The sequence below is a fragment of the Lentzea sp. HUAS TT2 genome (genome assembly GCF_051853195.1).
In the GTDB taxonomy this organism is placed as follows: domain Bacteria; phylum Actinomycetota; class Actinomycetes; order Mycobacteriales; family Pseudonocardiaceae; genus Lentzea.
Window position 1 is genome coordinate 1126362 of record NZ_CP196667.1, and the last position, 24343, is coordinate 1150704.

General features: G+C 68.6%; 24 protein-coding genes. 9 read left to right on the forward strand and 15 right to left on the reverse strand.

Annotated features, from left to right (window positions below):
• The first annotated feature begins 72 nt into the window (after positions 1 to 72).
• On the forward strand, positions 73 to 2424 hold the full coding sequence (gene lon, locus ACSHWB_RS05645) for an endopeptidase La (protein ID WP_439661027.1): 2352 nt from the start codon (positions 73 to 75) through the stop codon (positions 2422 to 2424).
• A 63-nt stretch (positions 2425 to 2487) separates the two neighbouring features.
• On the opposite strand, the gene ACSHWB_RS05650 is transcribed toward lon, so the two are convergent.
• The 3 genes from ACSHWB_RS05650 to ACSHWB_RS05660 all read right to left on the reverse strand — a co-directional run bounded on the left by ACSHWB_RS05650 (position 2488) and on the right by ACSHWB_RS05660 (position 4223).
• The gene (locus ACSHWB_RS05650; protein ID WP_439661028.1) at positions 2488 to 2964 is read right to left on the reverse strand and encodes an AMIN-like domain-containing (lipo)protein; all 477 of its coding nucleotides are present in this window, start codon (positions 2962 to 2964) and stop codon (positions 2488 to 2490) included.
• A 63-nt stretch (positions 2965 to 3027) separates the two neighbouring features.
• Positions 3028 to 3477: an AMIN-like domain-containing (lipo)protein gene (locus ACSHWB_RS05655; protein ID WP_439661029.1), complete on the reverse strand. Its 450-nt coding sequence runs from the start codon at positions 3475 to 3477 to the stop codon at positions 3028 to 3030.
• A gap of 65 nt (positions 3478 to 3542) precedes the next feature.
• The gene (locus tag ACSHWB_RS05660) at positions 3543 to 4223 is read right to left on the reverse strand and encodes a polysaccharide deacetylase family protein (RefSeq protein ID WP_439661030.1); all 681 of its coding nucleotides are present in this window, start codon (positions 4221 to 4223) and stop codon (positions 3543 to 3545) included.
• A gap of 178 nt (positions 4224 to 4401) precedes the next feature.
• On the opposite strand from ACSHWB_RS05660, the gene ACSHWB_RS05665 reads away from it, so the two are divergent.
• The 3 genes from ACSHWB_RS05665 (at position 4402) to ACSHWB_RS05675 (ending at position 6933) form a co-directional block, all read left to right on the forward strand.
• Complete coding sequence (locus tag ACSHWB_RS05665; RefSeq protein ID WP_439661031.1) at positions 4402 to 4929, forward strand: YbhB/YbcL family Raf kinase inhibitor-like protein; 528 nt, start codon at positions 4402 to 4404, stop codon at positions 4927 to 4929.
• 129 nt (positions 4930 to 5058) lie between these two features.
• Positions 5059 to 6432 (forward strand): mycothione reductase, encoded by a 1374-nt coding sequence (locus tag ACSHWB_RS05670; protein ID WP_439661032.1) that lies wholly within the window; start codon positions 5059 to 5061, stop codon positions 6430 to 6432.
• Between the two features lie 87 nt (positions 6433 to 6519).
• Entirely contained in the window at positions 6520 to 6933 is a 414-nt protein-coding gene (locus ACSHWB_RS05675) for a hypothetical protein (RefSeq protein ID WP_439661033.1), read from the forward strand.
• Here ACSHWB_RS05675 and ACSHWB_RS05680 read toward each other — a convergent pair.
• On the reverse strand, positions 6930 to 7334 hold the full coding sequence (locus tag ACSHWB_RS05680; RefSeq protein WP_439661034.1) for a VOC family protein: 405 nt from the start codon (positions 7332 to 7334) through the stop codon (positions 6930 to 6932). The genes ACSHWB_RS05675 and ACSHWB_RS05680 overlap by 4 nt on opposite strands.
• A 57-nt stretch (positions 7335 to 7391) precedes the next feature.
• Positions 7392 to 8567, reverse strand: a complete 1176-nt coding sequence (locus tag ACSHWB_RS05685) for an MFS transporter (RefSeq protein ID WP_439661035.1) — start codon at positions 8565 to 8567, stop codon at positions 7392 to 7394.
• 117 nt (positions 8568 to 8684) lie between these two features.
• Here ACSHWB_RS05685 and ACSHWB_RS05690 point away from each other — a divergent pair, with 117 nt between their 5' ends.
• Positions 8685 to 9356, forward strand: coding sequence for a FadR/GntR family transcriptional regulator (locus ACSHWB_RS05690; protein WP_439661036.1), 672 nt, complete (start codon positions 8685 to 8687; stop codon positions 9354 to 9356).
• Positions 9357 to 9401: 45 nt separating this feature from the next.
• Positions 9402 to 10505, forward strand: coding sequence for an epoxide hydrolase family protein (locus ACSHWB_RS05695; RefSeq protein ID WP_439661037.1), 1104 nt, complete (start codon positions 9402 to 9404; stop codon positions 10503 to 10505).
• 54 nt (positions 10506 to 10559) lie between these two features.
• Here the strand turns inward: ACSHWB_RS05695 and ACSHWB_RS05700 are convergent, their stop codons facing one another.
• Positions 10560 to 11768 (reverse strand): RNA-guided endonuclease InsQ/TnpB family protein, encoded by a 1209-nt coding sequence (locus ACSHWB_RS05700; RefSeq protein ID WP_439661038.1) that lies wholly within the window; start codon positions 11766 to 11768, stop codon positions 10560 to 10562.
• Positions 11769 to 11847: 79 nt separating this feature from the next.
• Here ACSHWB_RS05700 and ACSHWB_RS05705 point away from each other — a divergent pair, with 79 nt between their 5' ends.
• Positions 11848 to 12939 carry a winged helix DNA-binding domain-containing protein gene (locus ACSHWB_RS05705; RefSeq protein WP_439661039.1) on the forward strand — a complete coding sequence of 364 codons (1092 nt, stop codon included), beginning with the start codon at positions 11848 to 11850 and terminating at the stop codon, positions 12937 to 12939.
• Here the strand turns inward: ACSHWB_RS05705 and ACSHWB_RS05710 are convergent.
• Positions 12936 to 13826, reverse strand: coding sequence for a LysR family transcriptional regulator (locus tag ACSHWB_RS05710; protein ID WP_439661040.1), 891 nt, complete (start codon positions 13824 to 13826; stop codon positions 12936 to 12938). The two genes, ACSHWB_RS05705 and ACSHWB_RS05710, sit on opposite strands and share 4 nt — an antisense overlap.
• Before the next feature lie 73 nt (positions 13827 to 13899).
• Here ACSHWB_RS05710 and ACSHWB_RS05715 point away from each other — a divergent pair, with 73 nt between their 5' ends.
• The gene (locus ACSHWB_RS05715) at positions 13900 to 14793 is read left to right on the forward strand and encodes an EamA family transporter (protein ID WP_439661041.1); all 894 of its coding nucleotides are present in this window, start codon (positions 13900 to 13902) and stop codon (positions 14791 to 14793) included.
• On the opposite strand, the gene ACSHWB_RS05720 is transcribed toward ACSHWB_RS05715, so the two are convergent.
• Entirely contained in the window at positions 14717 to 16216 is a 1500-nt protein-coding gene (locus ACSHWB_RS05720) for a cobyric acid synthase (protein WP_439664527.1), read from the reverse strand. The genes ACSHWB_RS05715 and ACSHWB_RS05720 overlap by 77 nt on opposite strands.
• 28 nt (positions 16217 to 16244) lie before the next feature.
• Between ACSHWB_RS05720 and ACSHWB_RS05725 the strand changes: the two genes are divergently transcribed.
• Positions 16245 to 16925 carry a hypothetical protein gene (locus ACSHWB_RS05725; RefSeq protein WP_439661042.1) on the forward strand — a complete coding sequence of 227 codons (681 nt, stop codon included), beginning with the start codon at positions 16245 to 16247 and terminating at the stop codon, positions 16923 to 16925.
• On the opposite strand, the gene map is transcribed toward ACSHWB_RS05725, so the two are convergent.
• The 7 genes from map to dxr form a co-directional block, all read right to left on the reverse strand.
• On the reverse strand, positions 16912 to 17769 hold the full coding sequence (map, locus tag ACSHWB_RS05730) for a type I methionyl aminopeptidase (RefSeq protein ID WP_439661043.1): 858 nt from the start codon (positions 17767 to 17769) through the stop codon (positions 16912 to 16914). The genes ACSHWB_RS05725 and map overlap by 14 nt on opposite strands.
• A 10-nt stretch (positions 17770 to 17779) precedes the next feature.
• A complete protein-coding gene (locus ACSHWB_RS05735; protein WP_439661044.1) occupies positions 17780 to 17908 on the reverse strand; it encodes a hypothetical protein in 129 nt (42 codons plus the stop codon).
• Complete coding sequence (locus ACSHWB_RS05740) at positions 17908 to 19698, reverse strand: penicillin-binding transpeptidase domain-containing protein (protein ID WP_439661045.1); 1791 nt, start codon at positions 19696 to 19698, stop codon at positions 17908 to 17910. Before ACSHWB_RS05740 ends, ACSHWB_RS05735 begins: the two co-directional genes overlap by 1 nt.
• 18 nt (positions 19699 to 19716) lie before the next feature.
• A complete protein-coding gene (locus tag ACSHWB_RS05745) occupies positions 19717 to 20568 on the reverse strand; it encodes a GNAT family N-acetyltransferase (protein WP_439661046.1) in 852 nt (283 codons plus the stop codon).
• A 140-nt stretch (positions 20569 to 20708) separates the two neighbouring features.
• Complete coding sequence (ispG, locus tag ACSHWB_RS05750; protein WP_036016096.1) at positions 20709 to 21839, reverse strand: flavodoxin-dependent (E)-4-hydroxy-3-methylbut-2-enyl-diphosphate synthase; 1131 nt, start codon at positions 21837 to 21839, stop codon at positions 20709 to 20711.
• A 50-nt stretch (positions 21840 to 21889) separates the two neighbouring features.
• On the reverse strand, positions 21890 to 23101 hold the full coding sequence (locus ACSHWB_RS05755) for a M50 family metallopeptidase (protein ID WP_439661047.1): 1212 nt from the start codon (positions 23099 to 23101) through the stop codon (positions 21890 to 21892).
• A 7-nt stretch (positions 23102 to 23108) separates the two neighbouring features.
• Positions 23109 to 24239, reverse strand: coding sequence for a 1-deoxy-D-xylulose-5-phosphate reductoisomerase (dxr, locus tag ACSHWB_RS05760; RefSeq protein ID WP_439661048.1), 1131 nt, complete (start codon positions 24237 to 24239; stop codon positions 23109 to 23111).
• Positions 24240 to 24343 lie beyond the last annotated feature (104 nt).

Genomic DNA, 24343 nt, shown 5'->3' on the forward strand with positions numbered 1-24343 from the left:
GAACACGCCAGGGGAACACCGGCACACTCCAGTTGGTTGAGCGATACAGACTCAACTTTGGAGGGTGACGAGATGGGCGAGACTCTGGCCCTGCCGGTACTGCCGCTGGACGACGTCGTGGTGCTGCCGGGCATGGTGGTGCCGATCCGCATCTCCGGTGCGGACGCGAGCGCCGAGGCCCGTGCGGCCGTAGACGCGGCCACGACCGCGGCGAATCATCAAGTGCTGCTCGTCCCACGGCTGGACGGGAAGTACGCAGCAGTGGGCACGCTGGCCGAGATCGAACAGGTGGGCCGCCTGCCCGGTGGCGAACGCGCTGCCGTCGTGCGCGGCACCAAGCGCGTGCGCATCGGCACGGGCACCACGGGGCCGGGCGCGGCGCTGTGGGTCAACGCGACGATCGCGGACGACTCCCCGATCACCGACCGGACGCGCGAGCTCGCCAAGCAGTACCGCGCGCTCGTGACGAACATCCTGCAGACGCGCGGCGCGTGGCAGATGGTCGACTCGGTGCAGCAGATCAGCGACCCGTCCGCACTGGCCGACCTCGCGGGTTACGCCTCCTACCTCGACGAGAAGCAGAAGATCTGGCTGCTGGAGACGAGCGACGTCACCACCCGGCTGGAGAAGCTGGTGGAGTGGGGTCAGGCGCACCTGACCGAGCTCGACGTCAACGAGACGATCGCGAAGGACGTCAAGGAAGGCGTCGAGAAGCAGCAGCGGGAGTTCCTGCTGCGCCAGCAGATGGCCGCGATCCGCAAGGAGCTGGCCGAGCTCGACGGCAAGCCCGCGACCGAGCAGGACGACTACCGCGCCCGCGTCGAGGCGGCGGACCTGCCGGAGAAGGTCGCGAAGGCCGCGCTGGCCGAGGTCGACAAGCTGGAGCGCACCTCCGAGCAGTCCCCTGAGGTGGGCTGGATCCGGACGTGGCTCGACACCGTTCTCGAGATTCCGTGGAACGAGCGAACCGAGGACTCCTACGACATCAAGGCGGCGCGCGAGGTCCTCGACGCCGACCACGCAGGCCTGGACGACGTGAAGCAGCGCATCACGGAGTACCTGGCCGTGCGCAAGCGTCGTGCCGACCGCGGCATGGGCGTGGTGGGCGGACGTCGTTCCGGCGCCGTGCTCGCGCTGACGGGCCCTCCCGGCGTCGGCAAGACGTCGCTCGGCGAGTCCGTGGCACGGGCGATGGGCCGCAAGTTCGTGCGCGTCGCTTTGGGTGGCGTGCGCGACGAGGCCGAGATCCGCGGCCACCGCCGCACGTACGTCGGCGCGTTGCCCGGCCGGATCGTCCGCGCGATCAGCGAGGCCGGTTCGATGAACCCGGTCGTGCTGCTCGACGAGATCGACAAGGTCGGCTCCGACTACCGCGGCGACCCGACGGCGGCGTTGCTCGAGGTGCTGGACCCGGCGCAGAACCACACGTTCCGCGACCACTACCTGGAGGTCGAGCTCGACCTCTCGGACGTGGTGTTCCTCGCGACCGCGAACGTGCTGGACACGATCCCGGCACCGTTGCTCGACCGCATGGAGCTCGTGCAGCTCGACGGCTACACCGAGGACGAGAAGGTCACGATCGCCAGCGGTCACCTGCTGCCGCGCCAGATCGAACGCGCCGGCCTCACCCCTGAGGACATCACGTTCGACAAGCCCGCGCTGCACCAGCTCGCGAGCGAGTACACGCGGGAAGCCGGTGTGCGGCAACTGGAACGGGCCCTCGCGCGCATCCTGCGCAAGGCGACCGCGAAGGTGGCGCTGGGCGAGGCGGAGTTCCCGATCACGGTCGACCAGCCGTCGCTGAAGTCCTACATCGGCAGCCCGAAGAACACGCCCGAGTCGGCGGAGCGCACCTCCGTCCCCGGCGTGGCAACGGGTCTGGCCGTCACGGGTGTCGGTGGCGACGTGCTGTTCATCGAGGCCTCGCTGGCCCCGAAGGACACCGGCGCGTCCGGTGTCACGCTGACCGGCCAGCTGGGCGACGTGATGAAGGAGTCCGCGCAGATCGCGTTGTCGTACCTGCGTGCGCACGACGACAGGGCCGCGGCGCTGGCCGACCGGGGAGTGCACATCCACGTCCCGGCGGGCGCGGTGCCGAAGGACGGTCCGTCCGCGGGTGTCACGATGACGACGGCGCTGGCCTCACTGCTGTCGGGCCGCCCGGTGCGTTCCGACGTGGCGATGACGGGCGAGATCTCGTTGACCGGCAGGGTGTTGCCGATCGGTGGCGTGAAGCAGAAGCTGCTGGCCGCCCACCGCGCGGGCATCACGACCGTGCTGCTCCCGCAGCGCAACGAGCCGGACCTGGACGACGTGCCGGAGTCGGTGCGTGAGCAGCTGACCGTGCACTTCGTCTCGGACGTGGCCCAGGTGCTGGAGCACGCGCTCTCGGCGGAGACCGTCGCCACGACCGTTGCGGCGTAACGGAAAACAGACCCCTTGTGGGGGCAGCAGCGGCGACTGCTGCCCCCACAAGGCTTTCCGCGTCTACAGGCCCACGTCGATGACGAGCCGGTTCGGGTTCGTCAGCGTGAACACCCGGTGCCACGAGTAGGGATTGGTGTACCCGACAGCGATCCCGAGCGTGGCCTCGAAGTCGCACGTGAGCGCGACTCCGCGCACGTGGCTCAGGCCGGGCGTCGCGAAGTTCTGCGACCCCGTGTACGTCAGGTTCCCGTTGTCGTCGTGCGCCGCCGCACCGATCAGCGTGACCGACAGGATCTCGTTGACCCCTGGCGCCGCGATGGCGATCGGGTTCCCGGACGCGCAGTGCGAGACGCTGGTGACCTCGCTGACCCGGTGCTCCGTCGGCAGGCCGGACAGGTCCAGCACCACGCGGCTGAACCCGACGTGCTGCCCGGTCCGGATGTTCGACAGCGTGGGCGTGCTCTGCGCCGACGCGATCGGGACGAACGTGAAGACCGCCAGTACGGCGACGAGCACCGCGACAAGACGTCTGTTCATCTTCGGCCCCCTCTCAGGGCTCGTTCAATGTCTTCAAGACGTGTGACCCAGGCCACAGTTGCGTCAGAACGACCAGACGTCGATGACGACACGGCTCGGGTTGGTCAGCGTCGAGACGGTGTACGCCCGCCCCGCGCCCTCGAACCCGATCGCGAAGCCCAGGTGCGCCTCGAAGTCGCAGGTGTTCGAGACGCTGCGGACCTTGTCGAGCCCAGGCGTCTCGAAGCGTCGCGGCCCGGTGTAGTCGTGCGCGTTGGCCGGCTCCATGGTCACGACCACGAACTCGTCGCCCTTGGCCGAGATCGGCTTGCCCGACGCGCAGTGCGCCGGCTCGGCGTCCCGCCCGTGCGTCACCGACGGCACGGCCCCGTTCAGCTCGAACACGACCCGGTCGAACGAGGCGTGCAGCTCGGTCCGGATGGCCGTCAGCTCGTTCCCCTCGGCAGCCGAGGCGGCCGGTACGACACCCGTCGCCATCCCCACGGCGACGAGCAAGGCAGCGGTTCCCCTCATGTCTCCCCCTCTTCCCAGAAAGCGCCCGCACCCTCCACGCACGGCCGCGCCTCCCGGTTGCCCCGCTACCCGAGGAAGTCCTCCAGCGGCACCGGCGTCAGCCCGTCCTGCTTCGCCCGGTTCAGGAACGCCGTGAAGTCCTCGACGAACGTCGTCCGGAAGTGCATGAGCACGATGTCGCCGGGCTTGAGCCTGTCCCCCTGCTGGAACTGCACCCGCCCGTCGTTGACGGCGGCAGTCCAGTTGACCAGCGCCTTGAACCCGCAGCTCGCCGCAGCGTGCCGGGTGGTCGAGTCGTAGTTCCCGAACGGCGGCCGGAACAACGTGGGCCGCTTCCCGTACTCCGAGGCCAGGAAGTCCGCGTTGCCGCAGATCTCGTGCTTCTGGAACTCGAGCCCCTTGCCCTGCAGGTTCGGATGGCTCGTCGTGTGACTGTGCACGGTCACCGGCAGCTGCTTGAAGTAGTCCTTGTGCCCCTCGGCGTACTTCGTGTTCAGGAAGACCGACGGCCACACCCCGGCCTCGATCATCAGGTCACGAGCCTTCGGGTGCTGCACGGCCCCGTCGTCGATCGTGATGAACACGTACGGCTTGTCCGTCTGGATGTGCGTGACAACGGGCACCATCCCGTCGGTCACCGCAGGCGCCTTCGCCTGCACCGTCCCGTACGGATAGGGCGGCTCGAACATCCTCTTGGGCCGCTCGGCCGCACTGGTGGTCACCGGCGCGACAGACGTCGTCAACACGGCCCCACCGACGGGGGACTCGGGCGCGTCCGCACACGCCACCACCCCGCCAACCAGCAAAAACGCAGCCAAAAGGCGCAACCTGGACATCAAAATCCCCCTCCGCACCAAAGACGTCGCGCAGGCCCCCTCGGTTGCACGGGGATAGGGTCGAACTGATCACAAAAGGAGGACTCCCATGAGCCTCGAGCGCCCAGTCGCTCCCGACCCCTACCAGCTGCTCCCGCAGGTCGGCACCTTCACCGTCACCTCGGCGGACGTGCGCGACGGCGAGCAACTCCCCGACGCCCAGGTCTTCGAAGGCGGCAACACCTCGCCGCACCTCGCCTGGTCGGGCTTCCCGGCGGAGACCCGCAGCTTCGTGGTCACCTGCTACGACCCGGACGCCCCCACCCCCTCGGGCTTCTGGCACTGGGTGGCCGTGAACCTCCCGGCGACCACCACGGAACTGCCCACCGGCGCGGGTGCGGAAGACGCGACCCTCCCGGGCGACGCCTTCCACGTCCGCTCCGACTACAGCACCCGCGCCTTCGGCGGAGCCGCCCCACCGAAGGGCGACCACCCGCACCGCTACTACTTCGTGGTGCACGCCGTGGACGTGGACAAGCTGGACGTGGACGGCGACGCGTCCCCGGCGGTGGTCAGCTTCAACCTGGCCTTCCACACCCTGGCGAGGGCGATCATCACGCCGACCTACCAGCACTGAGACCGGTCAGGGCGGTGGGGTCCCGTCACGGGACCCCACCGCCACCACCCGGCGGAGCGGCGACCCCGTAAGCCCCACGTAACCCCCGACCAGGGAACACAGACCCCCGCGCAATGGTTGGATCAACACGTGAGGCACTTCGACCTGGTCATCATCGGCACCGGCTCCGGCAACAGCATCCCCACCGAAGCCATGGCAGGCTGGCAGATCGCCATCCTGGAAAAGGGGACCTTCGGCGGTACCTGCCTGAACGTGGGCTGCATCCCCACCAAGATGTTCGTCCACACAGCGGACCAGGCCGCAGCGCCGGCGAACGCCAAGAAGCTGGGCGTGGACGCACACCTCGACGCGGTCCACTGGCCGGAGATCCGCGACCGGATCTTCAACCGGATCGACCCGATCGCCGAAGGCGGCCGCAACTGGCGCGCCAACGAGAACGCGAACGTGACGGTCTACGAGGGCACCGCCCACTTCATCGACGCGCACACGATCGACACGGGCACCGGCGAGACCATCACCGCGGACCGCATCGTGGTGGCGGCGGGCAGCCGCCCCACCGTCCCGGACATCGCGGACCTGGACACCACGGGCTTCCACACCAGCGACACGATCATGCGCCTGGACGAGCTCCCCGAGAGCCTGGTCATCGTGGGCAGCGGCTTCATCGCCTCCGAGTTCGCCCACGTCTTCAGCAGTTTCGGCGTCGACGTCACGGTGATCGCCCGCTCGAACCTCCTCCTGCGCCACGAGGACCTGGAGATCGCCACCCGCTTCACCGAGATCGCGAAGCAGAAGTGGAACGTCCTGCTCAACCGCAAGACCACCCGCGCGGAGAAGACGGCGACCGGCGTCAAGCTCCACCTGGAGGGCCCCAACGGCGAGGAAACCGTTGAGGCGCAACAGCTCCTCATCGCCACGGGCAGGCAGCCGAACAGCGACCTGCTGCAGACCCAGAACGCGGGCCTGGACACCCACCCGGACGGCCGCCTCAAGGTGGACGAGTACCAGAAGACGTCCCAGCCCCACATCTACGCCCTGGGCGACATCAGTTCCGACTACCAGCTCAAGCACGTGGCGAACCACGAGGCCAAGGTGGTCCGGCACAACCTGCAGCACCCGGACGAGCAGATCAAGTCGGATCACCGCTTCGTCCCGGCCGCCGTCTTCTCCAGCCCTCAGATCGCGAGCGTCGGCATCACCGAGGAACAGGCCAAGGAAGCTGGAATCCGCTACGTCAGCGCGAGCCAGGCCTACGCGTCCATCGCGTACGGCTGGGCGATGGAGGACACGACGGGCTTCGCGAAGCTGATCGCGGATCCGGCGACGGGACAGCTGCTCGGCGCGCACATCATCGGCCCGCAGGCGTCGACGGTGATCCAGCCGCTGATCCAGGCGATGAGCTTCGGCCTGGACGCGAAGTCCATGGCACAGGGCCAGTACTGGATCCACCCGGCGATGCCGGAGCTCGTCGAGAACGCGCTGCTGAACCTGCCTCTGGACTGATACATCGCACAAGGCCCTACTGAAGGCCTTAAACGACAGGGACTTCCGCCGCTGCCCAAAGTCGCGCGCACCGACCACGATGCAGCGATGACAGACAGAGTCCTCGTCGCCTACACGTCGAAAGTCGCCGCCACGGACGAGATCGCCCAGATCATCGGCACCGAACTCGCGGGCTGCGGGCTGAGAGTCACCGTGCTCCCGGTCACCGCGGCCGAGACGCTGCTCGGGTTCGGTGCCGTGATCCTGGGTGACGCCGCCGCCCGCGACGCGCACCGGTTCGTGCGGCGGCACAAGGCTTCCCTCAAGCGCACGCCCCTGTGGCTCTACCACCGCGGCATTCCGCCGGTGCCCAACGACGTGCTGCGCATGGCCCGCAAGCTCAGCGCCGGCGGGCCGATCAGCTTCGGCGGCGCGGCACCGGACTGGGACCGGGCGCAGGCGTGGGCCCGTTACCTCGCCGACCGGCTCACGGTGCTGCACCGCGGTTTCGTCTCGAACTAGGCCTGCTGGATCCGCACGGTGTTGCCGGCCGGGTCGCGGAACACGCAGTCCCGCGCGCCCCACGGCTGATCGGCCGGCTCCTGCACGACTTCCGCGCCACCGGCCTGAAGCTTGTCGAACGCGCCTTCGAGATCGGGCGTGGCCAGGTTGATGAACGCGTACGAGCCGTTCTCGATCATCTCGGCGATCGCGGTGCGCTGAACGTCCGTCAGCCCCTCGGCCATGGCCGGCGGTTCCAGCACGACGGCGGACCCGGAACCGGCGGGCGCGACGGTGATCCACCTCATCGTGCCCCTGCCGACGTCGGCGCGGACCTCCCAGCCGAGCAGGTCGCGGTAGAACGCCAGCGAGGCGTCGGGATCGGTGTGCGGCAGGAACGTGGCGTGAATGCTGATGTCCATGCCGACAACGCTAGGACCAGCGAGAACGCACCGCTTCTCGATTCCTGACCGACTGGCCTACACGTACCGGGGCCGCCCGGCGATCATGCCCAGGACGGTCAGCGCGGCCAGCAGCACCAGCTGCATCGTCAACGACACCGTCCACGTTCCGGTGGCCTCGCGCAGCACGCCGAACGCGAACGGCCCGGAAGCCGCGATCAGGTATCCGAGGCTCTGCGCCATCGCGGACAGCCGAGCGGTGTCCGAAGTGGACTTCGTGCGCAACGACATGATCAGCAGCGCCAGCGGGAACATGCCCATGCCGAACCCGATCAGCACCACCCAGAGCCCTGGCGCGGCGGCGGGTGCCACCAGCATGCCCGCGATCCCGGCGAACGACAGCACACCGAGCGCCAGCACCATCGGGCCCTGGCTGGAGAACCGGGCGGCGATCGGCGGTACGAAGAGGCTCACCGGAACGCTCAGCAGCATCGAGACCGCGAGCAGCATGCCGGCGGTGTTCCTGTCGACGCCGGAGTCGACGAGCATCGCGGGCAGCCAGCCCATGACGGTGTAGGCGAACAGCGACTGCAGCCCGAAGAACACCGTGATCACCCACGCCAGCGGGCTGCGCAGCAACGAGCGCTTCTCCACGGGCGCCGCCGACCGCACCACCGAGGCCACCGAACCGTGGCGGGCACCGGCGAGCCAGACGACGACCGCGCCCAGGGACAGCAACGCCCAGGCGCCGACGGCGAGCCGCCACGAACCGAGCCACTCCTCCAGCCGAGGCGTCAGAGCAGCGGCCAGCGCGGCGCCGGCCGAGAGCGTTCCCGTGTAGACACCGGTGAGCAGACCGACCTTCGTGGGGAAGGACGCCTTCACCACCACGGGGATCAGCACGTTGGACACCGCGATGCCCGCGCATGCGATGAAGGTGCCGCCCAGCACGACCCACGGACCGTCGATCACGCGCAGCACGAGGCCGAGCGTGAGCACCCCCAATGACAGTCCGATCGCACGAGCCATGCCGAGGCGGCGACCCAGCCAGGGGGCCGCGAACGCCGCGAAGCCGAAACAAAGCGCCGGAACGGCCGTCAGCGCACTGGTCCAAGCGGCCGAAACCCCAAGGGCGGCGCGGACATCGCCGAGGACCGAGGCCAGACTGGTCACCGCAGGACGGAGATTCGCGGCAGCGAGGGCGACCCCGATCGCGAGCAACGCGGACCCGACCAGCGGAACGTGACGATTCATGACGACCGTCACCCTGCGACCTGGATCGGTGGCAGTCTGTGCGGCAAGAGTCGTCTGCTTCATCGTCACGCGCACCACTATCGCAGACGTAGGATGTTCGGATGAAAGGATGACGCTGTGCCGTTGGCCACTACCCGACGGGCGGGCCTCGTCGACCAGGTGATCGAGCAGATGCGCAGCGCGATCACGACTGGCGAATGGCCCGTCGGGCAGCGCATCCCGCCCGAGCCCGAGCTGGTCACCGCGCTCGGAGTCGGTCGGAACACGGTCAGAGAGGCCGTGCGCGCGCTTTCCCACGCCGGACTGCTGGAGGTGCGGCAGGGCGACGGCACGTTCGTCCGCGCGACCAGCGAGCTCTCCGGCGCGGTCCGCCGCATGTGCGGAACAGAGCTGAAGGAGGTGCTTCAGGTCCGCCGCACCCTCGAGATGGAGGGGGCGCGCCTGGCCGCGAAGCACCGCACGGACGACGAACTGGCGCGCCTCACCGAGTTGCTGCACAAGCGCGACGCGGCCATGGAGGGCGAGCAGTGGGCCGAGGTGATCGAGCACGACACCGCGTTCCACGTGCTGCTCGTCCAGTGCTCGCACAACGCGCTTCTAGCCGAGCTCTACCAGGGCTTGACCGAGGCCGTCAAAGCTTCGGTGGCGGCGTCTGTCGACACCAGTCAGCCTGGTACCGACCAGGTGTCGCACACCGGGCTGCTGCACGCGGTCCGGGACGGTGACCAGGAGAAGGCGGCGATCGAGGCGGGCGGTTTCTTCGAGGAGCTGATCGAGAAGTTCTGCTGAACAAGCGGACAATGGCTGTCCGCATGAGCTCATAGCGTGGGGGCCATGGAGATCACGCCGTTCCGCATCGAGATCCCGCAGACCGACGTCGACGACCTCCGGGCACGACTGACGAACACCCGCTGGCCGGAGGACGACCTGCCCGGCGTCGGCTGGTCGTACGGCATCCCGCTGAGCTACCTGCGCCCGCTGGCCGAGTACTGGCGCGACGGGTTCGACTGGCGCGCGCAGGAGGAGCGGCTCAACTCCTACCCGCAGTTCACGACCGAGATCAGCGGGCAGCGCATCCACTTCCTGCACGTCCGCTCGCAGAACCCGGACGCGACGCCGCTGCTGCTGGTCCACGGCTGGCCCGGCTCGTTCGTCGAGTTCCTGAACGTGATCGAGCCGCTGTCGGAGGACTTCCACCTCGTGATCCCGTCGATCCCCGGCTTCGGCTTCTCGGGACCGACGAAGAAGCCCGGCTGGAACGTCCTGCGCGTGTCGTGGGCGTTCGCGAAGCTGATGGAGGGCCTCGGTTACGACCGCTACGGCACGCAGGGCGGCGACTGGGGTTCCGGCATCGCGCAGGAGATCGGCAGGGTGTTCCCCGAGCAGGTCATCGGCGTGCACGTGAACATGCTGCAGACCTTCCGGCCGCAGGGCGTCAACGACCTGTCGGACGAGGAACTGCGCGCGCTGGAGTCGCTCGACCACTACCAGAAGGAACTCTCCGGCTACATGCACCTGCAACGCAGCCGGCCGCGCACGCTCTCCTACGCGCTGACGGACTCGGCCGTCGGGCAGCTGGCGTGGATCGCGGAGAAGTTCCACGACTGGACGGACAACGACGGCGCACCCGAGGACGCGGTGGACCGCGACCAGATGCTGACCAACGTGTCGATCTACTGGTTCACCGGCACGGCGGGCTCGTCGGCGGCGCTGTACAAGGAGCAGTCGGCGTCCTGGGGGCAGCAGCAGCCGTCCACGGTGCCGACCGGCGTCGCGATCTTCCCGCACGACCTGAGCCTGCCGGTGCGGTCGCTGGCGGAGAAGACGATCCCGTCGATCGTGCACTGGACGGAGTTCGACCGCGGCGGCCACTTCGCCGCGATGGAGGAGCCGGACCTGCTGGTCCAAGACATCAGGAAGTTCTTCGATTCACTTTGACTTCATCCTGCCCTGGTGGACAGGAATTCCCACCCGCCTCGCGGCGAGTAGCGCTCACACGCAGTGCCTCACGGCATGGGGTTCCTGTTTCACAGCCGATAGCGGAAGGGAGGGCCCTTGCCGTCTGACATCAGCTCCGCAGGCATCGCCCGAGTCGCCTCGGGCTACGGCTCGACCAGCCGCAAGGATGTTCTTCGCCGCGTTGAGGTCCCGGTCGTGCCGGGTGCGACAGCCAGGGCACGTCCAGTTCCTGACAGAGAGTTTGAGTTCGGTGAGCAGATGACCACAGGTCGAACAGGTCTTGCTGGAGGGATACCAGCGGTCGATCACGACCAGCGTGCGACCGGAGCGTTCGCATTTGTACTCGAGTTGCCGCCGGAACTCGCCCCAGCTCGCATCAGAGATCACGCGGGAGAGACGACGGTTGCGGACCATGCCCGCGACGTTGAGGTCCTCGATCACGATCACATCAGCGGACCGCACCAGCGCGGTACTGGTGCGGTGCAGAAAGTCCTGCCGCGCGTGACGGATCTTCCGATGTGCGCGCGCGACCCTGGCCTTCGCCTTACGGCGATTATTGCTACCAGAACTGCAACGAGCCAGTCGACGTTGGTAGCGCGCCAGATTGCGGGCCTTGCGCACCAGGTGCCGGGGACTGGCTATGCGCTCGTTGTCGCTCGTTACCAGGAATTCGGTGAGACCAAGGTCGACACCAAGTGCGTGCCCGACCGGCTCAGCCGGGGCGGGCGCATCGACGTCAACGGCAAAGGTCACGTACCAGCGACCGTCCGGCTCTCGCGATACGATCACCATCGTCGGATTGAGCGTGGTCACTTCTGCTTTTTCGAACGACCAGGTGAACCGCAGCGGCGCATCTGTCTTCGCCAGCGTCACTACGCCATTGCACATCCGAAACGCCGAGCGCGTGTAGTGCGCGCTCTGGTGTCCGATGCGGGACTTGAACCTGGGGTAGCGAGACCGCCCGGAGAAGAAGTGCTGGAACGCGGAATGCTGGTGCCGCAACGTCTGCTGCAGTGGCACAGAGGACACCTCCGACAAGAAGGCGAGTTCCTCGGTACGCTTCCACACAGTCAACGCCGCATCGGTCTCACGATACGACGTGCGAACGCCCTCAAAGCGGTAGCGACGGCTTCGCTCGCTCAAGGTCTTGTTCCACACCAGGCGTACACATCCGAACGTGCGGTTCAGCGCTGCCGCTTGTTCTGGAGTCGGATAAGCCCGACATCTGTACGCCGTTCGCACAACAGCAAGGTACCGGGACTGAAATGATGAGTATGACGCCTCCCCGGCTTGAGCGCCGAGATCTCCAGCGGAGTGCGCTGTGAGCACAACACTGTCGAACCGCACCCTCAACCGCACGTTGCTCGCGCGGCAACTGTTGCTGGAGCGGACGTCCATGCCGATCGTCCAGGCCGTCGAGCACCTCGGCGGCCTGCAGGCCCAGGCACCGATCCCGCCGTACCTCGCGCTGTGGACGCGGCTCAAGCCGTACAAGGTCGACGCGCTGAGCAAACTGATCATCGACCGCTCGCTGGTGCGGATGACGTTGTGGCGCGGCACTTTGCACCTGATCTCGGCCGACGACGTGTACCTGATGCGCACCGCGTTGCAGCCGGAGCTCAACAAGTGGGCGAAGATCGTGATGCCGCCCGCCACCCGCGTCGAGATCGACCTGGAGAAGCTCGCCCGCGTCACCCGCGAGTACATCGACGCCGAACCGCGCACGGTCGCGGAGATCGGCGCGCACCTGGAGGAGCACTTCCCCGAGGCCAAGGCGCGCGAGATGTCCACGCAGGCGCAGATGCTGGTGCCGATGATCCAGGTGCCGCCGCGCGGGATCTGGGGCGTGGGCGGTGTTCCGCAGAACGTCGCGATGGCGTCGTGGCTCGGGCGCGAGCTGCCGTCCGAGGCCGCCGTGCCGGAGCTGATCAAGCGGTACCTGGGGGCGTTCGGACCGGCGACCTTGGCGGACATGCAGGCCTGGTCGCGGTTGATCGGGCTGAAGGCGCACGCGGCTGACCTCGACCTGGTGGAGTACCGGAACGAGGACGGCAAGGTGCTGCTGGACGTGCCGGACGGCGTGATCGTGTCCGAGGACGTGCCGGCGCCCGCACGGCTGCTGCCCGCGTTCGACAACGTGCTGCTGGGCCACGCCGACCGCAAGCGGATCATGAGCGAGGACGCGCGGTCGCGGTGGGGTGCGGTGCGCAACGGCGTGTTCCCGCCCACGTTCCTCGTGGACGGGTTCCTGCGCGGCACCTGGAACGTGGTGGAGAACAAGGACGCGGCGACGCTGACGATCGAGCCGTACTTCAAGACCACCAAGAAGGACATGGCCGGCGTGGTCCGCGAGGCCAAGGCGGTGCTGAAGGTGATGTCCCCCAAGAAACCGCACGTGATCCTCGCGCCTTAGGAGACCTGCCGGATCACGTCGAGCGCCGCGGTGATGGCGGGCCTGCGCGAGGCCTGGGTCCGCCACACCGCGTAGAGCCGCCGGGTGGGCGTGGGCCGCAACGGCACGGCTTTGACGCTGTCCGGCACCTCTCCCCTGCCCAGCCGAGGGATCAACGCGACCCCGATCCCCTTGTCCAGCAACGCGATCTGCGTCCGGTACTCGCTGATCTGGTACGCCACCACCGGTTCGATGCCCGCGCCGTGGAACGTCCGCACGAGCCAGTCGTAGCAGATCGACCCTTCGGTCTGGCAGATCCACCGCTGCTCCGCGAGGTCGGCGGGTTCGAGGAACTCCTTGCGCGACAACGGGTTCGTCGCCGGGATCAGCACCTCGGCGACGTCGTCGGCGATGTGGACGCGTGACAACGACTCCGGCACCGGCAGTGGCGTGTTCGCCCAGTCGTGCACGATCGCCATGTCGAGCTCGCCGCGGGCGACGGCCTCGGTGGCGTTGGGCGGGTCGATCTCCGTGAGCCGCACGTCGAGGGCGGGGTGCTGGTCGATCAGGCCCGCCAGGACGCCGGGGAGCAGTCCGCGCGCGGCCGTGGCGAACGCGCCGATGCAGAGCCGGCCGATCGCGGCGCCCCGCTGTTCCTCCAGCGCGACCTCGGCCTCCTCGACGAGCTTGAGGACCTGGCTCGCGGTGCCGGCGAGCAGGCGGGCCGCGTCGGTGAGGCGGACGCCGCGGCCACTGCGTTCCAGCAGCGTGGTGCGGGTCTCGCGTTCGAGCTTGGCGATCTGCTGCGACACCGCGGACGGCGTGTAGCCGAGCACCTCGGCCGCGGCGCCGACCGAGCCGTGCACGGCGACGGCGTTCAGGGCCTTCAGCCTTCCCAGATCGAGCATGTAGCGATGCTAAACCCAAAGCCTAAGCAATCGGAACTAGTGCTAAATAGTTGTCGAGCGCAAGCTTGACGGCATGAGTCCCCGTCACGTCCTGCTCGCTGTGCTGGTTGCCGCCATCTGGGGCTTCAACTTCGTCGTGCTCAAGGTGGGCCTGGACGAGTTCCCGCCGATCCTGTTCTCCGCGTTGAGGTTCCTCGCGGCGGCGGTGCCCGCGATCTTCATCGTCGGCCGCCCGTCGGTGCCGTGGCGCTGGGTCGTCGCGGTAGGGCTGGTGCTGGGCGTCGCGAAGTTCAGCTTCCTGTTCATCGGGCTCAAGGCCGGCATGCCGTCCGGGCTGTCGAGCCTGGTGCTGCAGAGCCAGGTGATCTTCACGACGGTGTTCGCGGCGATCGTGCTGCGCGAACGGCCGAAGCCCGTGCAGATCACCGGGATCGCGCTGGCCGTCGCGGGCATCGGCGTGATCGCGTGGGACTACGGCCTGTCGTCGCCGCTGCTCGGGTTCGCGCTGATCATCGCGGCGGCGGCCTGCTGGGGCGTGTCGAACGTGCTGATGCGGTACGCGCGGCCTGCGGACACGTTGCGGTTCATGGTGTGGGTGAGCGCGGTGGCGGTGCTGCCGTTGTTCGCGCTGTCGGCGCTGACCGAGGACATGAGCGCGCTCGGCCGCCTGGACTGGTCCGGGGCGGGCGCGGTCGGGTACGTCGCGTGGGTCTCGACGCTGCTCGGGTTCGGCATCTGGGGATTCCTGCTGCGCCAGTACGAGTCGTCGGTCGTGGCGCCGTTCTCCTTGCTGGTGCCGGTGTTCGGGATGCTCTCCGCGTGGGCGTTCCTCGGCGAGGACCTCAGCTGGCTGCAGGCCGCGGCCGGTGGCCTGGTGCTGGCGGGGCTCGCTATTCCGCTGCTGCTGGGGCGCCGGGCGGCACGAACGGAAGTCCTGCCGGAGCCCCTCGTTCCAGCAGGTCGATGACCGCCTTCGTGTCGAGGTGATCGGCGACCAGGTCGCCCAGCAGGTCCAGCTGGGCCTCGCGGGCGGCCTGGAAGCTCACCTCGCCCGGTGCGAAGTCACGGCCGGCGCGGTCGGCGGCCCAGAGCAGGAACCTCCGCCGGAACGCGTCGTTCTCCAGCAGGCCGTGCCAGTGGGTGCCGAGCACGCGGTCGGTCTGCGCGCCCTCCTCGCCGACCCACGGCCGTTCGGTGCTGCGGACGACCTGGCCGTGGTGGATCTCGTAGCCGGTGACGGGTTCGTCCCACGCGATGCCCGACGGCGTGGCGAGCGTCTTGCGCGGCTGGAAGCGGATGTCGACGTCGAGCAGGCCGAGTCCGTCGACCGTGCCGTTCTTGGACTCCACGTCGTCCTCGATGCGTTTCGACAGCATCTGGAAGCCGCCGCAGATGCCGAGCACCGGGCCGTCGAACCGCTGGATCGCTTGCGCCAGGCCGGTTTCCCTGAGCCACGCGAGGTCGGAGACCGTGGCCTTGGAGCCGGGCAGCACGACCAGGTCCGCGTCGGCCAGCCTGGACGGCTCGGTCACGAACCGCACGGACACACCGGGCTCGCAGGCCAGCGCCTCCACGTCGGTGGCGTTCGAGATGCGCGGCAACCGGACCACGGCGACCCGCAGCCAGTCCTTGACCGGCGGCTGCGGCCTGCCGATCACGCCGTCCGCGTTGTAGGACAACGAGTCCTCGGCGTCGAGCCACAGTTCCTCGCGCCACGGCAGCACACCGAGCACCGGCCGTCCGGTGAGCTGCTTGATCTGGCGCAGGCCTGGTTCGAGCAGCCTGGCGTCGCCGCGGAACTTGTTGACGACGAAGCCGGCGATCAACGCCTGGTCCGCCGCGTCCAGCACCGCGACCGTGCCGAAGAGGTGCGCGAACACGCCACCGCGGTCGATGTCGCCGACGACGAGCACCGGCAGGTTCGCGCGGACGGCCAGCCCCATGTTCGCGATGTCGTTGGCGCGCAGGTTGATCTCGGCAGGCGATCCCGCGCCCTCGCAGATCACGACCTCGTGGTCGCGCCGCAGCTCGTCCAAAGTGGACAAAACGGTGCCGAGCAGCTGCTGCTTGCGTTCGCGGTAGCTCAGCGCCGACACCTCACCGACCGCCTGCCCGAGCACGACGACCTGGGAGGTGCGGTCACTGCCCGGCTTGAGCAGCACCGGGTTGAACCTGACGCTCGGCTCCTTGAACGCCGCCCGCGCCTGCACCGCCTGGGCGCGGCCGATCTCCCCGCCGTCGAGTGTGACGAACGAGTTGTTCGACATGTTCTGCGCCTTGAACGGCACGACGTCGACGCCCTGGCGTGCCAGAAAGCGGCAGAGACCGGCCACCAGGACGCTCTTGCCCGCGTCCGAGGTCGTCCCACAGATCAACATCGCGCCCCGCATGGACGCCAATGCTGCCATCATCACCTCCATGCTCACCGTCGTGCTCATGCACAGCCCGTTCCTCGGCCCGTCGAGCATGCGCCCGCTCGCCGACGAACTGGCCTCCGACGGGGTGGCCGTCCTGCTGGTCGACCTGCAGATGACGATCAACGAGGCACCGGTGCACCAGCGGCTGATCGGCGCGTTCGCCGACGCCCTGGAGGACTCCGGCGTCGGCGGCCCGCTGGTGCTCGTAGGTCACAGCGGCGCGGGCCCGCTGCTGCCGTGCTTCGCCGACGCGCTCGAGACGGAGGTGGCGGGCCTGGTGTTCCTCGACTCCGACCTGCCGACGCCGGGCAGGTCGTGGCGCGAGACCGTCGATCCCGCGCTCGTGAGCAAGGTCAAGGCGTCCGTGCGCGACGGCAAGCTGCCGCGCTGGGACCGCTGGTTCGACACGGACCCGCTGAAGCTCGTGCCCGCCGGCCTGCGCGAGGAGATGCGCGACGAGGCACCCGAGGTGCCGTGGGAGTTCCTGAAGGAGACGCGCCCGAGCGTCGAGTGGTCCGGGGCGTGCGGGTACGTGCTGCTGTCGTCGTTCTACGAGGAGGCGGCGAACAAGGCCACCGAACTCGGCTGGCCCGTCGAACGCCTGGAGTCGCACCACCTGGCGGCCGCGACGTCGCCGTCGGCTGTCGCGGCCGCGCTGAAGGCAGTGATCAACAAACTGTGAGGATCTCCGACCCGGTCTCGGTCACGACGATCGTGTGCTCGAACTGAGCGGTCCAGCTCTTGTCCTTCGTGGTGACGGTCCAGCCGTCGTCCCACATCTCGCCCTCGAAGTCCCCGAGCGTGATCATCGGCTCGATCGTGAACGTCATGCCGGGCTCCAGCACCGTCTTCACCGACGGCTCGTCGTAGTGCAGGACCACGAGCCCGCTGTGGAACGTGCGGCCGATGCCGTGGCCCGTGAAGTCGCGCACCACGCCGTAGTTGAACCGGTTCGCGTACGCCTCGATGACGCGGCCGACGACGTTGAGCTCGCGGCCCGGCTTCACGGCCTTGATGGCGCGCATCGTCGCCTCGTGCGTGCGCTCGACGAGGAGCTTGGCGTCCTCGGAGACGTTGCCCGCGAGGAAGGTGGCGTTCGTGTCGCCGTGCACGCCGCCGATGAACGCGGTGACGTCGATGTTCACGATGTCGCCGTCCTCGACGACGGTGCTGTCCGGGATGCCGTGGCAGATGACCTCGTTGAGCGAGGTGCAGCACGACTTCGGGAAGCCGCGGTAGCCCAGCGTCGACGGGTACGCGCCGTTGTCGCACAGGAACTCGTGCGCCACCGCGTCGATCTCGTCCGTCGTCACGCCCGGCACGACGACCTTGCCGGCCTCCTGCAACGCCTGCGCGGCGAGGCGCCCGGCGATCCGCATGGCGTCGATGATCTCCGGCGTCTGCACCCACGGGTCGGTGCCGCGCTGCGGCGCGGGCTTGTCGACGTACTCGGGACGCACGATGCGCGAGGGCACCTGGCGCCGCGGAGATTGCACACCGGGCTGCAGCGGGGCACGAACAGACATGCGTTCCAGATTAGCCGTCCTTGCGCGTGCCGCCCCGAACCTGGTCCTCCGCCCGCGGCTCCGGCACCCGCGGCGCCGGCAGCAGGACGCCCGCGCGGAGCAGGCGTTCACGCATCGTCAGGTCTTTGGTCTTGCTCATCACGGCACCACCTTGAGGAACCTCGCCGCCACGTCCACGGCTGGAGTTGAAGTTTCTCCGCTGAGCACCAAGGTCGCGAACGCGAGATCGCCCCGGTAGCCCATGAACCACCCGTGTGAGTGCACGCCGTCACCGAACTGCGCGGTACCAGTCTTGCCGCGCACGTCTCCGTACGGCTTGAGTTGCGGTGCAGTGCCGTAGTCGACGACCTCGCGCATCATCTGACGCACCGGGTCGAGCGCGGCGGCGGGCGGTGCCGTGGGCTGTTTGTCGGCTTTGGTCTCCTTGCCCCGCACCAGTTGCGGCACCGGCATCGAGCCCTTGGCGATGGACGCCGAGACCAGTGCCATGCCGAACGGCGACGCCAGCACCTTGCCCTGGCCGAACGCGTCCTCCGCCCGTTCCACCACGTCGGTGGCGGGCGGCACGGAACCGGTGATCGTGGTGAGCCCGGCGATGTCGAAGTCGACGCCGAGTCCCAGCGAGAGCGCGGCGCTCGGCAGCAGGTCCGCCGGCATGTCGACGGCGAGCTGGGCGAACGTGGTGTTGCAGGAGAACGCGAACGCCGAGCGCAGCGGGATCGTGCCCTTGTCGAACTCGCTGGAGTTCGGCACGATCCGCCGGCCGTCGATCGTGGTCTTGCCGGGGCACGGCAGCGGGGTGTCGGCATTGACCTTGCCGGACTCGATCGCGGCGAGCGCGGACACGGCCTTCATCGTGGAGCCGGGCGGGAAGCGGCCGGTCAGGGCAAGTGCGCCCTGGGCGTCGGCCTGGTCGTTCTGCGCGACGGCCAGGATGTCGCCGGTGGACGGCTGGATGGCCACCAGGATCGTGGGCTGCGTGACGGGCTCGACGGCGTCCTCCGCGGCGGCCTGGATCGCCCGCGACAACGAGATGTTCACGGCCGTGGCGGGTTCGGGGGCCTTCGAGTGCAGCTCCTCGACCTCGGTGCCCTGCGCGTCGACCGTGCTGACCCGGAAGCCCGCGTTGCCGGCGATGTCGTTCTCGACGAGCTTGCGCACCGCGGGCAGCACCTGGTTGCCGAAGTTGCGGCTGGGCGCGAGCAGCGAGGTCTGCGAGCTGAACCGCACGCCGGGCAGTTCGTAGATCAACGGCTTCACGGTCTGGTAGTCCGCGTCGCGCAGCGCCGCCACCTGGTACGCCTGACCCTCGGGCGTCTTCGTGACGCCGTCGGTGATCGTCTGCTGCGTGATGGCCTTGTCGAGCGGGTTCAGCGCGTCCGCGAGGGCCTTGGAGACCGCGCCGACGTCACCGGCCTCCTTGGCGACGAGCAGGACCGAGACGACGCGTTCGGGGGCCAGCAACGGCGTGCCGTCGCGGTCGAGCACCGGCGCCGGGTCCGGTTTGAGCTCGGTGAGCCTGATCGACTGCTGCGGTGCGAGCTTCGGGTGTGCCACCGACGACGCCCAGTGCACCTTCCACGTGTCGCCTTCCTGGCGGACGTCGAACTTCGTCGAGTACGTCCAGTGGCGGTTCTTGCCGAGGTTCCAGTCGAGCGTGACGGACGCTTCGGACGCCAGCTCGCCGTTCTTGCGGATCTGGTCGACCTTGCTGCTCAGCCCCTCCGGTTTGAGCGCGCCGCGGAACTTGTCCAGGGTGTCCTTGGCGTCGGCCGGGTTGTCGGTCATCCCGGCGGCACCCTGCACGTCACCGGACGCGAGCTTCGCCAGGAAGTCGTTGGTGATCTCCGGTGCCCCTGGTTCCGACTCGAACAGCCCGCAGCCGCTCAGCGTCACCAGCACCACCGTGATCGTCGCGAGAAGGCGCACCCGCGCGAGTATGCCCGTTCAGAAGAGGACAGTCGCGTACTGCCCGACCTGTTCGAAACCGATTCGGCGGTAGGCGGCCTGCGCCACGTGGTTGTAGCCGTTCACGTAGAGGCTGGCAGTGCGGTTGAGAACCCTGGTCAGGCGGTCGGCCACCGCCGCCGTGCCCGCGGTGCCGATGCCCTCGCCGCGGCGGTCGGGGCGGACCCAGACGCCCTGGATCTGGCCGACCCTGGACGACATGGCGCCGATCTCGGCCTTGAAGACGACCTCGCCGTGCTCGAACCGCGCGAACGCCCTGCCCGCGGCGATGAGCTCGGACACCCGAGCCCGGTAGCCCGCGCCGCCGTCCTCCGCGCACGGGTCGATGCCCACCTCTTCGATGAACATCGAGATGGCCGCGGGGAGGTAGCGGTTGATCTCGCTGGGGCGGACCTGCCGCACGGTCGGGTCCGGGGTGATCTTCGGGGTGCTCGAGATGGCCATCAGCGGCTGGTCACCGCGCACCTCGCGCGCGGGGCCCCAGTCGGGCTGGAGCTCGTCCCACAGCGTCAGCACCTGCTCGGCGGGGCCGACGAGGCTGGAGCACATGCGGCCACGGCGGCGGGCGCGGTCGGCGAACATCCGCATGGCGTTCGCGCTGCCCTTGAGCGGGATCAGGTTCGGGCCGGAGAAGCACAGGCCGTCGACCCGGCCTCGCAGGGGCCGGGAGTCCGAGCCCCACATCTCGCCGCCCAGACGCCACGGGTCGAGGCCTGCCACCTCCACCCTTGCCGCGACCATGCACGCGGCGACGGGGTCGTTGTCGAAGACCCCGCGCACATCGATCAGGTCGCGTTCGTCGAGAACGCGCGCTCCGGCCAGCCTCAGCACGTCACCTAGCGTGCCAGATGAACGGCGCGTGTGGCATCAGCCAACAGTGCCTACCGACCGTGACAGTCCGCACCTCGGCTGAACGCACGCGGGGACCTTTCGTACCGACATGCAGTACGAAAGGTCCCCGCGTGGCGTTTTCAGCCGACGGTGACGGCGGGGGTGCCGCCCTCGACCGGTTCCATCTCCTCGGCGAGGCGCATGGCCTCCTCGATGAGGGTCTCCACGATCGCGTGCTCGGGCACGGTCTTGATGACCTTGCCCTTGACGAAGATCTGGCCCTTGCCGTTGCCGGACGCGACACCCAGGTCGGCCTCGCGGGCCTCACCGGGGCCGTTCACGACGCAGCCCATGACGGCGACGCGCAGCGGCACCTCCATGCCCTCCAGACCGGCCGTGACCTGCTCTGCGAGCGTGTACACGTCCACCTGCGCGCGACCGCAGGACGGGCAGGAGACGATCTCCAGCTTGCGCGGCCGCAGGTTGAGCGACTGCAGGATCTGGTGACCGACCTTGATCTCCTCGACCGGCGGGGCGGACAGCGACACCCGGATGGTGTCGCCGATGCCCTGGCGCAGCAGCGCGCCGAACGCGACGGCCGACTTGATGGTGCCCTGGAAGGCGGGGCCGGCCTCCGTGACGCCCAGGTGCAGCGGGTAGTCGCACTGCTCGGCCAGCAGCTCGTACGCGCGCACCATGACGACGGGGTCGTTGTGCTTGACGGAGATCTTGATGTCGTGGAAGTCGTGCTCGGCGAAGAGCGACGCCTCCCACATCGCCGACTCGGCCAGCGCCTCCGGCGTGGCCTTTCCGTACTTCTTGAGCAGGCGCGGGTCGAGCGAACCGGCGTTGACGCCGATCCGGATCGGGGTGCCGTGGTCCTTGGCGGCGGCCGCGATCTCCTTCACCTGGTCGTCGAACTTGCGGATGTTGCCGGGGTTCACCCGGACTGCGGCACAACCAGCCTCGATGGCGGCGAAGACGTACTTCGGCTGGAAGTGGATGTCGGCGATCACCGGGATCTGGGACTTCCTGGCGATCGCGGGCAGAGCGTCAGCGTCGTCCTGCGACGGGCAGGCGACGCGCACGATGTCGCAGCCGGACGCCGTCAGCTCCGCGATCTGCTGCAGAGTCGCGTTGACGTCGGACGTCAACGTGGTCGTCATCGACTGGACTGAGACGGGGAACTCGCTGCCGACACCGACGTTGCCGACCATCAGCTGCCTGGTCTTGCGACGTTCCGACAGCACCGGCGGCGGCAGTGCCGGCATTCCGAGCATCACGCCGTCACTCATGGGTTGTGCACCTTTCCGTAAATCACTTATTGCAACCTGATCGGGTTGACGATGTCGGCGGTCACGGTCAGCAGCGTGATGGCGCCGCCGATGAAGATGACCACGTAGGTGAGCGGCAACAGGCGCATGTAGTTGACCGGGGCGCCGGCGGGCTTCCCGCGCAGCTTCCTCAACCAGTCTCGCACCCGTTCGTAGAGGTTGACGGCGATGTGACCACCGTCAAGCGGGAGCAGCGGCAGGAGGTTGAACACACCGACGAAGAAGTTCAGACCGGCCAGCATGAGGATGAAGAACGCCCACAGGCCTCGCTCCGCGGCGTCACCACCGAGGCGTGACGCGCCCACGACGGAGATCGGGGTGTCGAGGTCGCGCTCGCCGCCGCCGATGGCCTTGACCACGGCCGGGATGCGCTCCGGGAAGCGCATGAGGCCCTTCCAGGTGTTCACGAACATGTCGCCGGTGAACGCCAGGGACGCCGGGACCGCCGCGAGCGGGCTGTACTCGAAGTTCTGCTGCCAGGTGACGCCGATGGCGCCGACCTCCTTGACCTCGGTGCCGCCCTTGCCGTTGGTCACCTCGCGGGTCACCTGCGGGACGTTCACCGTGAGGGCGAGCTCCTTGCCGTCGCGCAGGACCTTGAACTCGGTCGGGCCGGTCAGGTCGCGCGTGACCTTGAGCATCTCCGACCACGTCGAGATCGGCTTGCCCGCGATGGACGTGACCTCGTCGCCGGGCTGCAGGCCCGCGTCCTTGGCCGGAGCGGGGGCGCCGGGCTGGCACGGGGCGGTGAGGCCGACCGTGTGGTCCTGCACGCACGGCGTGATCTCGGCGAGGACCGGCAGGTCCTTGTTGTTCGGCAGGCCGAGCGACATCGCGAGGATCAGCAGGATGACGAAGCCGAGGATGAAGTGCGTGATCGACCCGGCGGACAGCACGACGACGCGCTTCCACACCTTCTGGTTGTAGAAGGCGCGCTTGCGGTCGTCCGGGTGCACCTCGTCCAGCGCGGTCATGCCGGTGATCTCGCAGAAACCGCCGGCCGGGATCGCCTTCAGGCCGTACTCGGTCTCGCCCTTGCGGAACGAGAAGAGCTTCGGGCCGAAGCCGATGAAGTAGCGGGTGACCTTCATGCCGAAGGCCTTCGCGGTCAGCAGGTGCCCGAACTCGTGCAGCGCGATGGACACCGCGATGCCGGTCGCGAACAGCAGCACCCCGAGGATGTTGATGAATGTGTTCACGGAAAGCTCAGTTCCTTCCAACCAGCTCGCGGGCACGTGCGCGTGCCCAGTCCTCGGCGGCCAGGACCTCCGCGACGTCCGCGGGGTCCTCCTGCCAGTCGTTCGCCTCGCCGAGAACCTGGCCGATGGTGTCCACGATCGACAGGAACGACGTGTCGCCGGCGACGAAGGAGGCGAGTGCCTCCTCGTTCGCGGCGTTGTAGATGGCAGGAAGGCAACCGCCGGAGGTGCCTGCCTGCCGCGCGAGCTCGACCGCAGGGAACGTGACGCTGTCCAGGGGTTCGAACGTCCACGAGGTGGCGGTGTCAAAGGTACAGGCGGACGCGGCACCCGCCACGCGCTCGGGCCACCCCAGCCCCAGCGAGATCGGCAGCCGCATGTCCGGAGGCGACGCCTGCGCGAGCGTCGAGCCGTCCGTGAAGGTGACCATGGAGTGGATGATGGACTGAGGGTGCACCACCACGTCGACCCGGTCGTAGGGAACCCCGAACAGCAGGTGCGCCTCGATCAGCTCCAGCCCCTTGTTGACCAGGTTCGCCGAGTTGATCGTGACGACCTGGCCCATCGACCAGGTCGGATGCGCCATCGCCTGCTGCACCGTGATGGCCTCGAGCTCACCGCGGGTCTTCCCGCGAAACGGCCCGCCGGAGGCCGTGAGCACCAGCTTGTGCACCTCGTTCGGAGTGCCACCCCGAAGACACTGCGCGAGCGCCGAGTGCTCGGAGTCGACCGGCACGATCTGGTCCGGCTTCGCCGCCTTCAGCACGAGCGCCCCGCCCGCGATGAGCGACTCCTTGTTCGCGAGCGCGAGCACGGCCCCGGTCTCCAGGGCCTTGAGCGACGGCTCCAGCCCCCTGGACCCGTCCATGCCGTTGAGGACGACGTCCGCGGGTTCCGCGTCGATCAGGTCGACCATGCTGGTCAGCGTCCTGACGCCGGGCACATCAGCGCCGTTGGCCACGGCGACCGTCTTCACGTCGAACTCTGCCGCCTGCTCCCTGAGCAGGTCGAGCTGACGTCCGCCCGCGCCGAGCCCGACGACCTTGAAGCGGTCGCGGTTGCGCCGGATGACGTCGAGCGCCTGGGTGCCGACAGAGCCGGTCGAGCCCAGGATCAGGACAGTGCGTGGAGTACTCATCGCCCCTCATTGTTCCGGAGAGTGCCTGAGAGCCCGGCACAGCCCGTTACTTTGATAACGGAGTGGTCTTGAAGGTGTGAAGTCGCCAGTTCGAGGGCATTCCA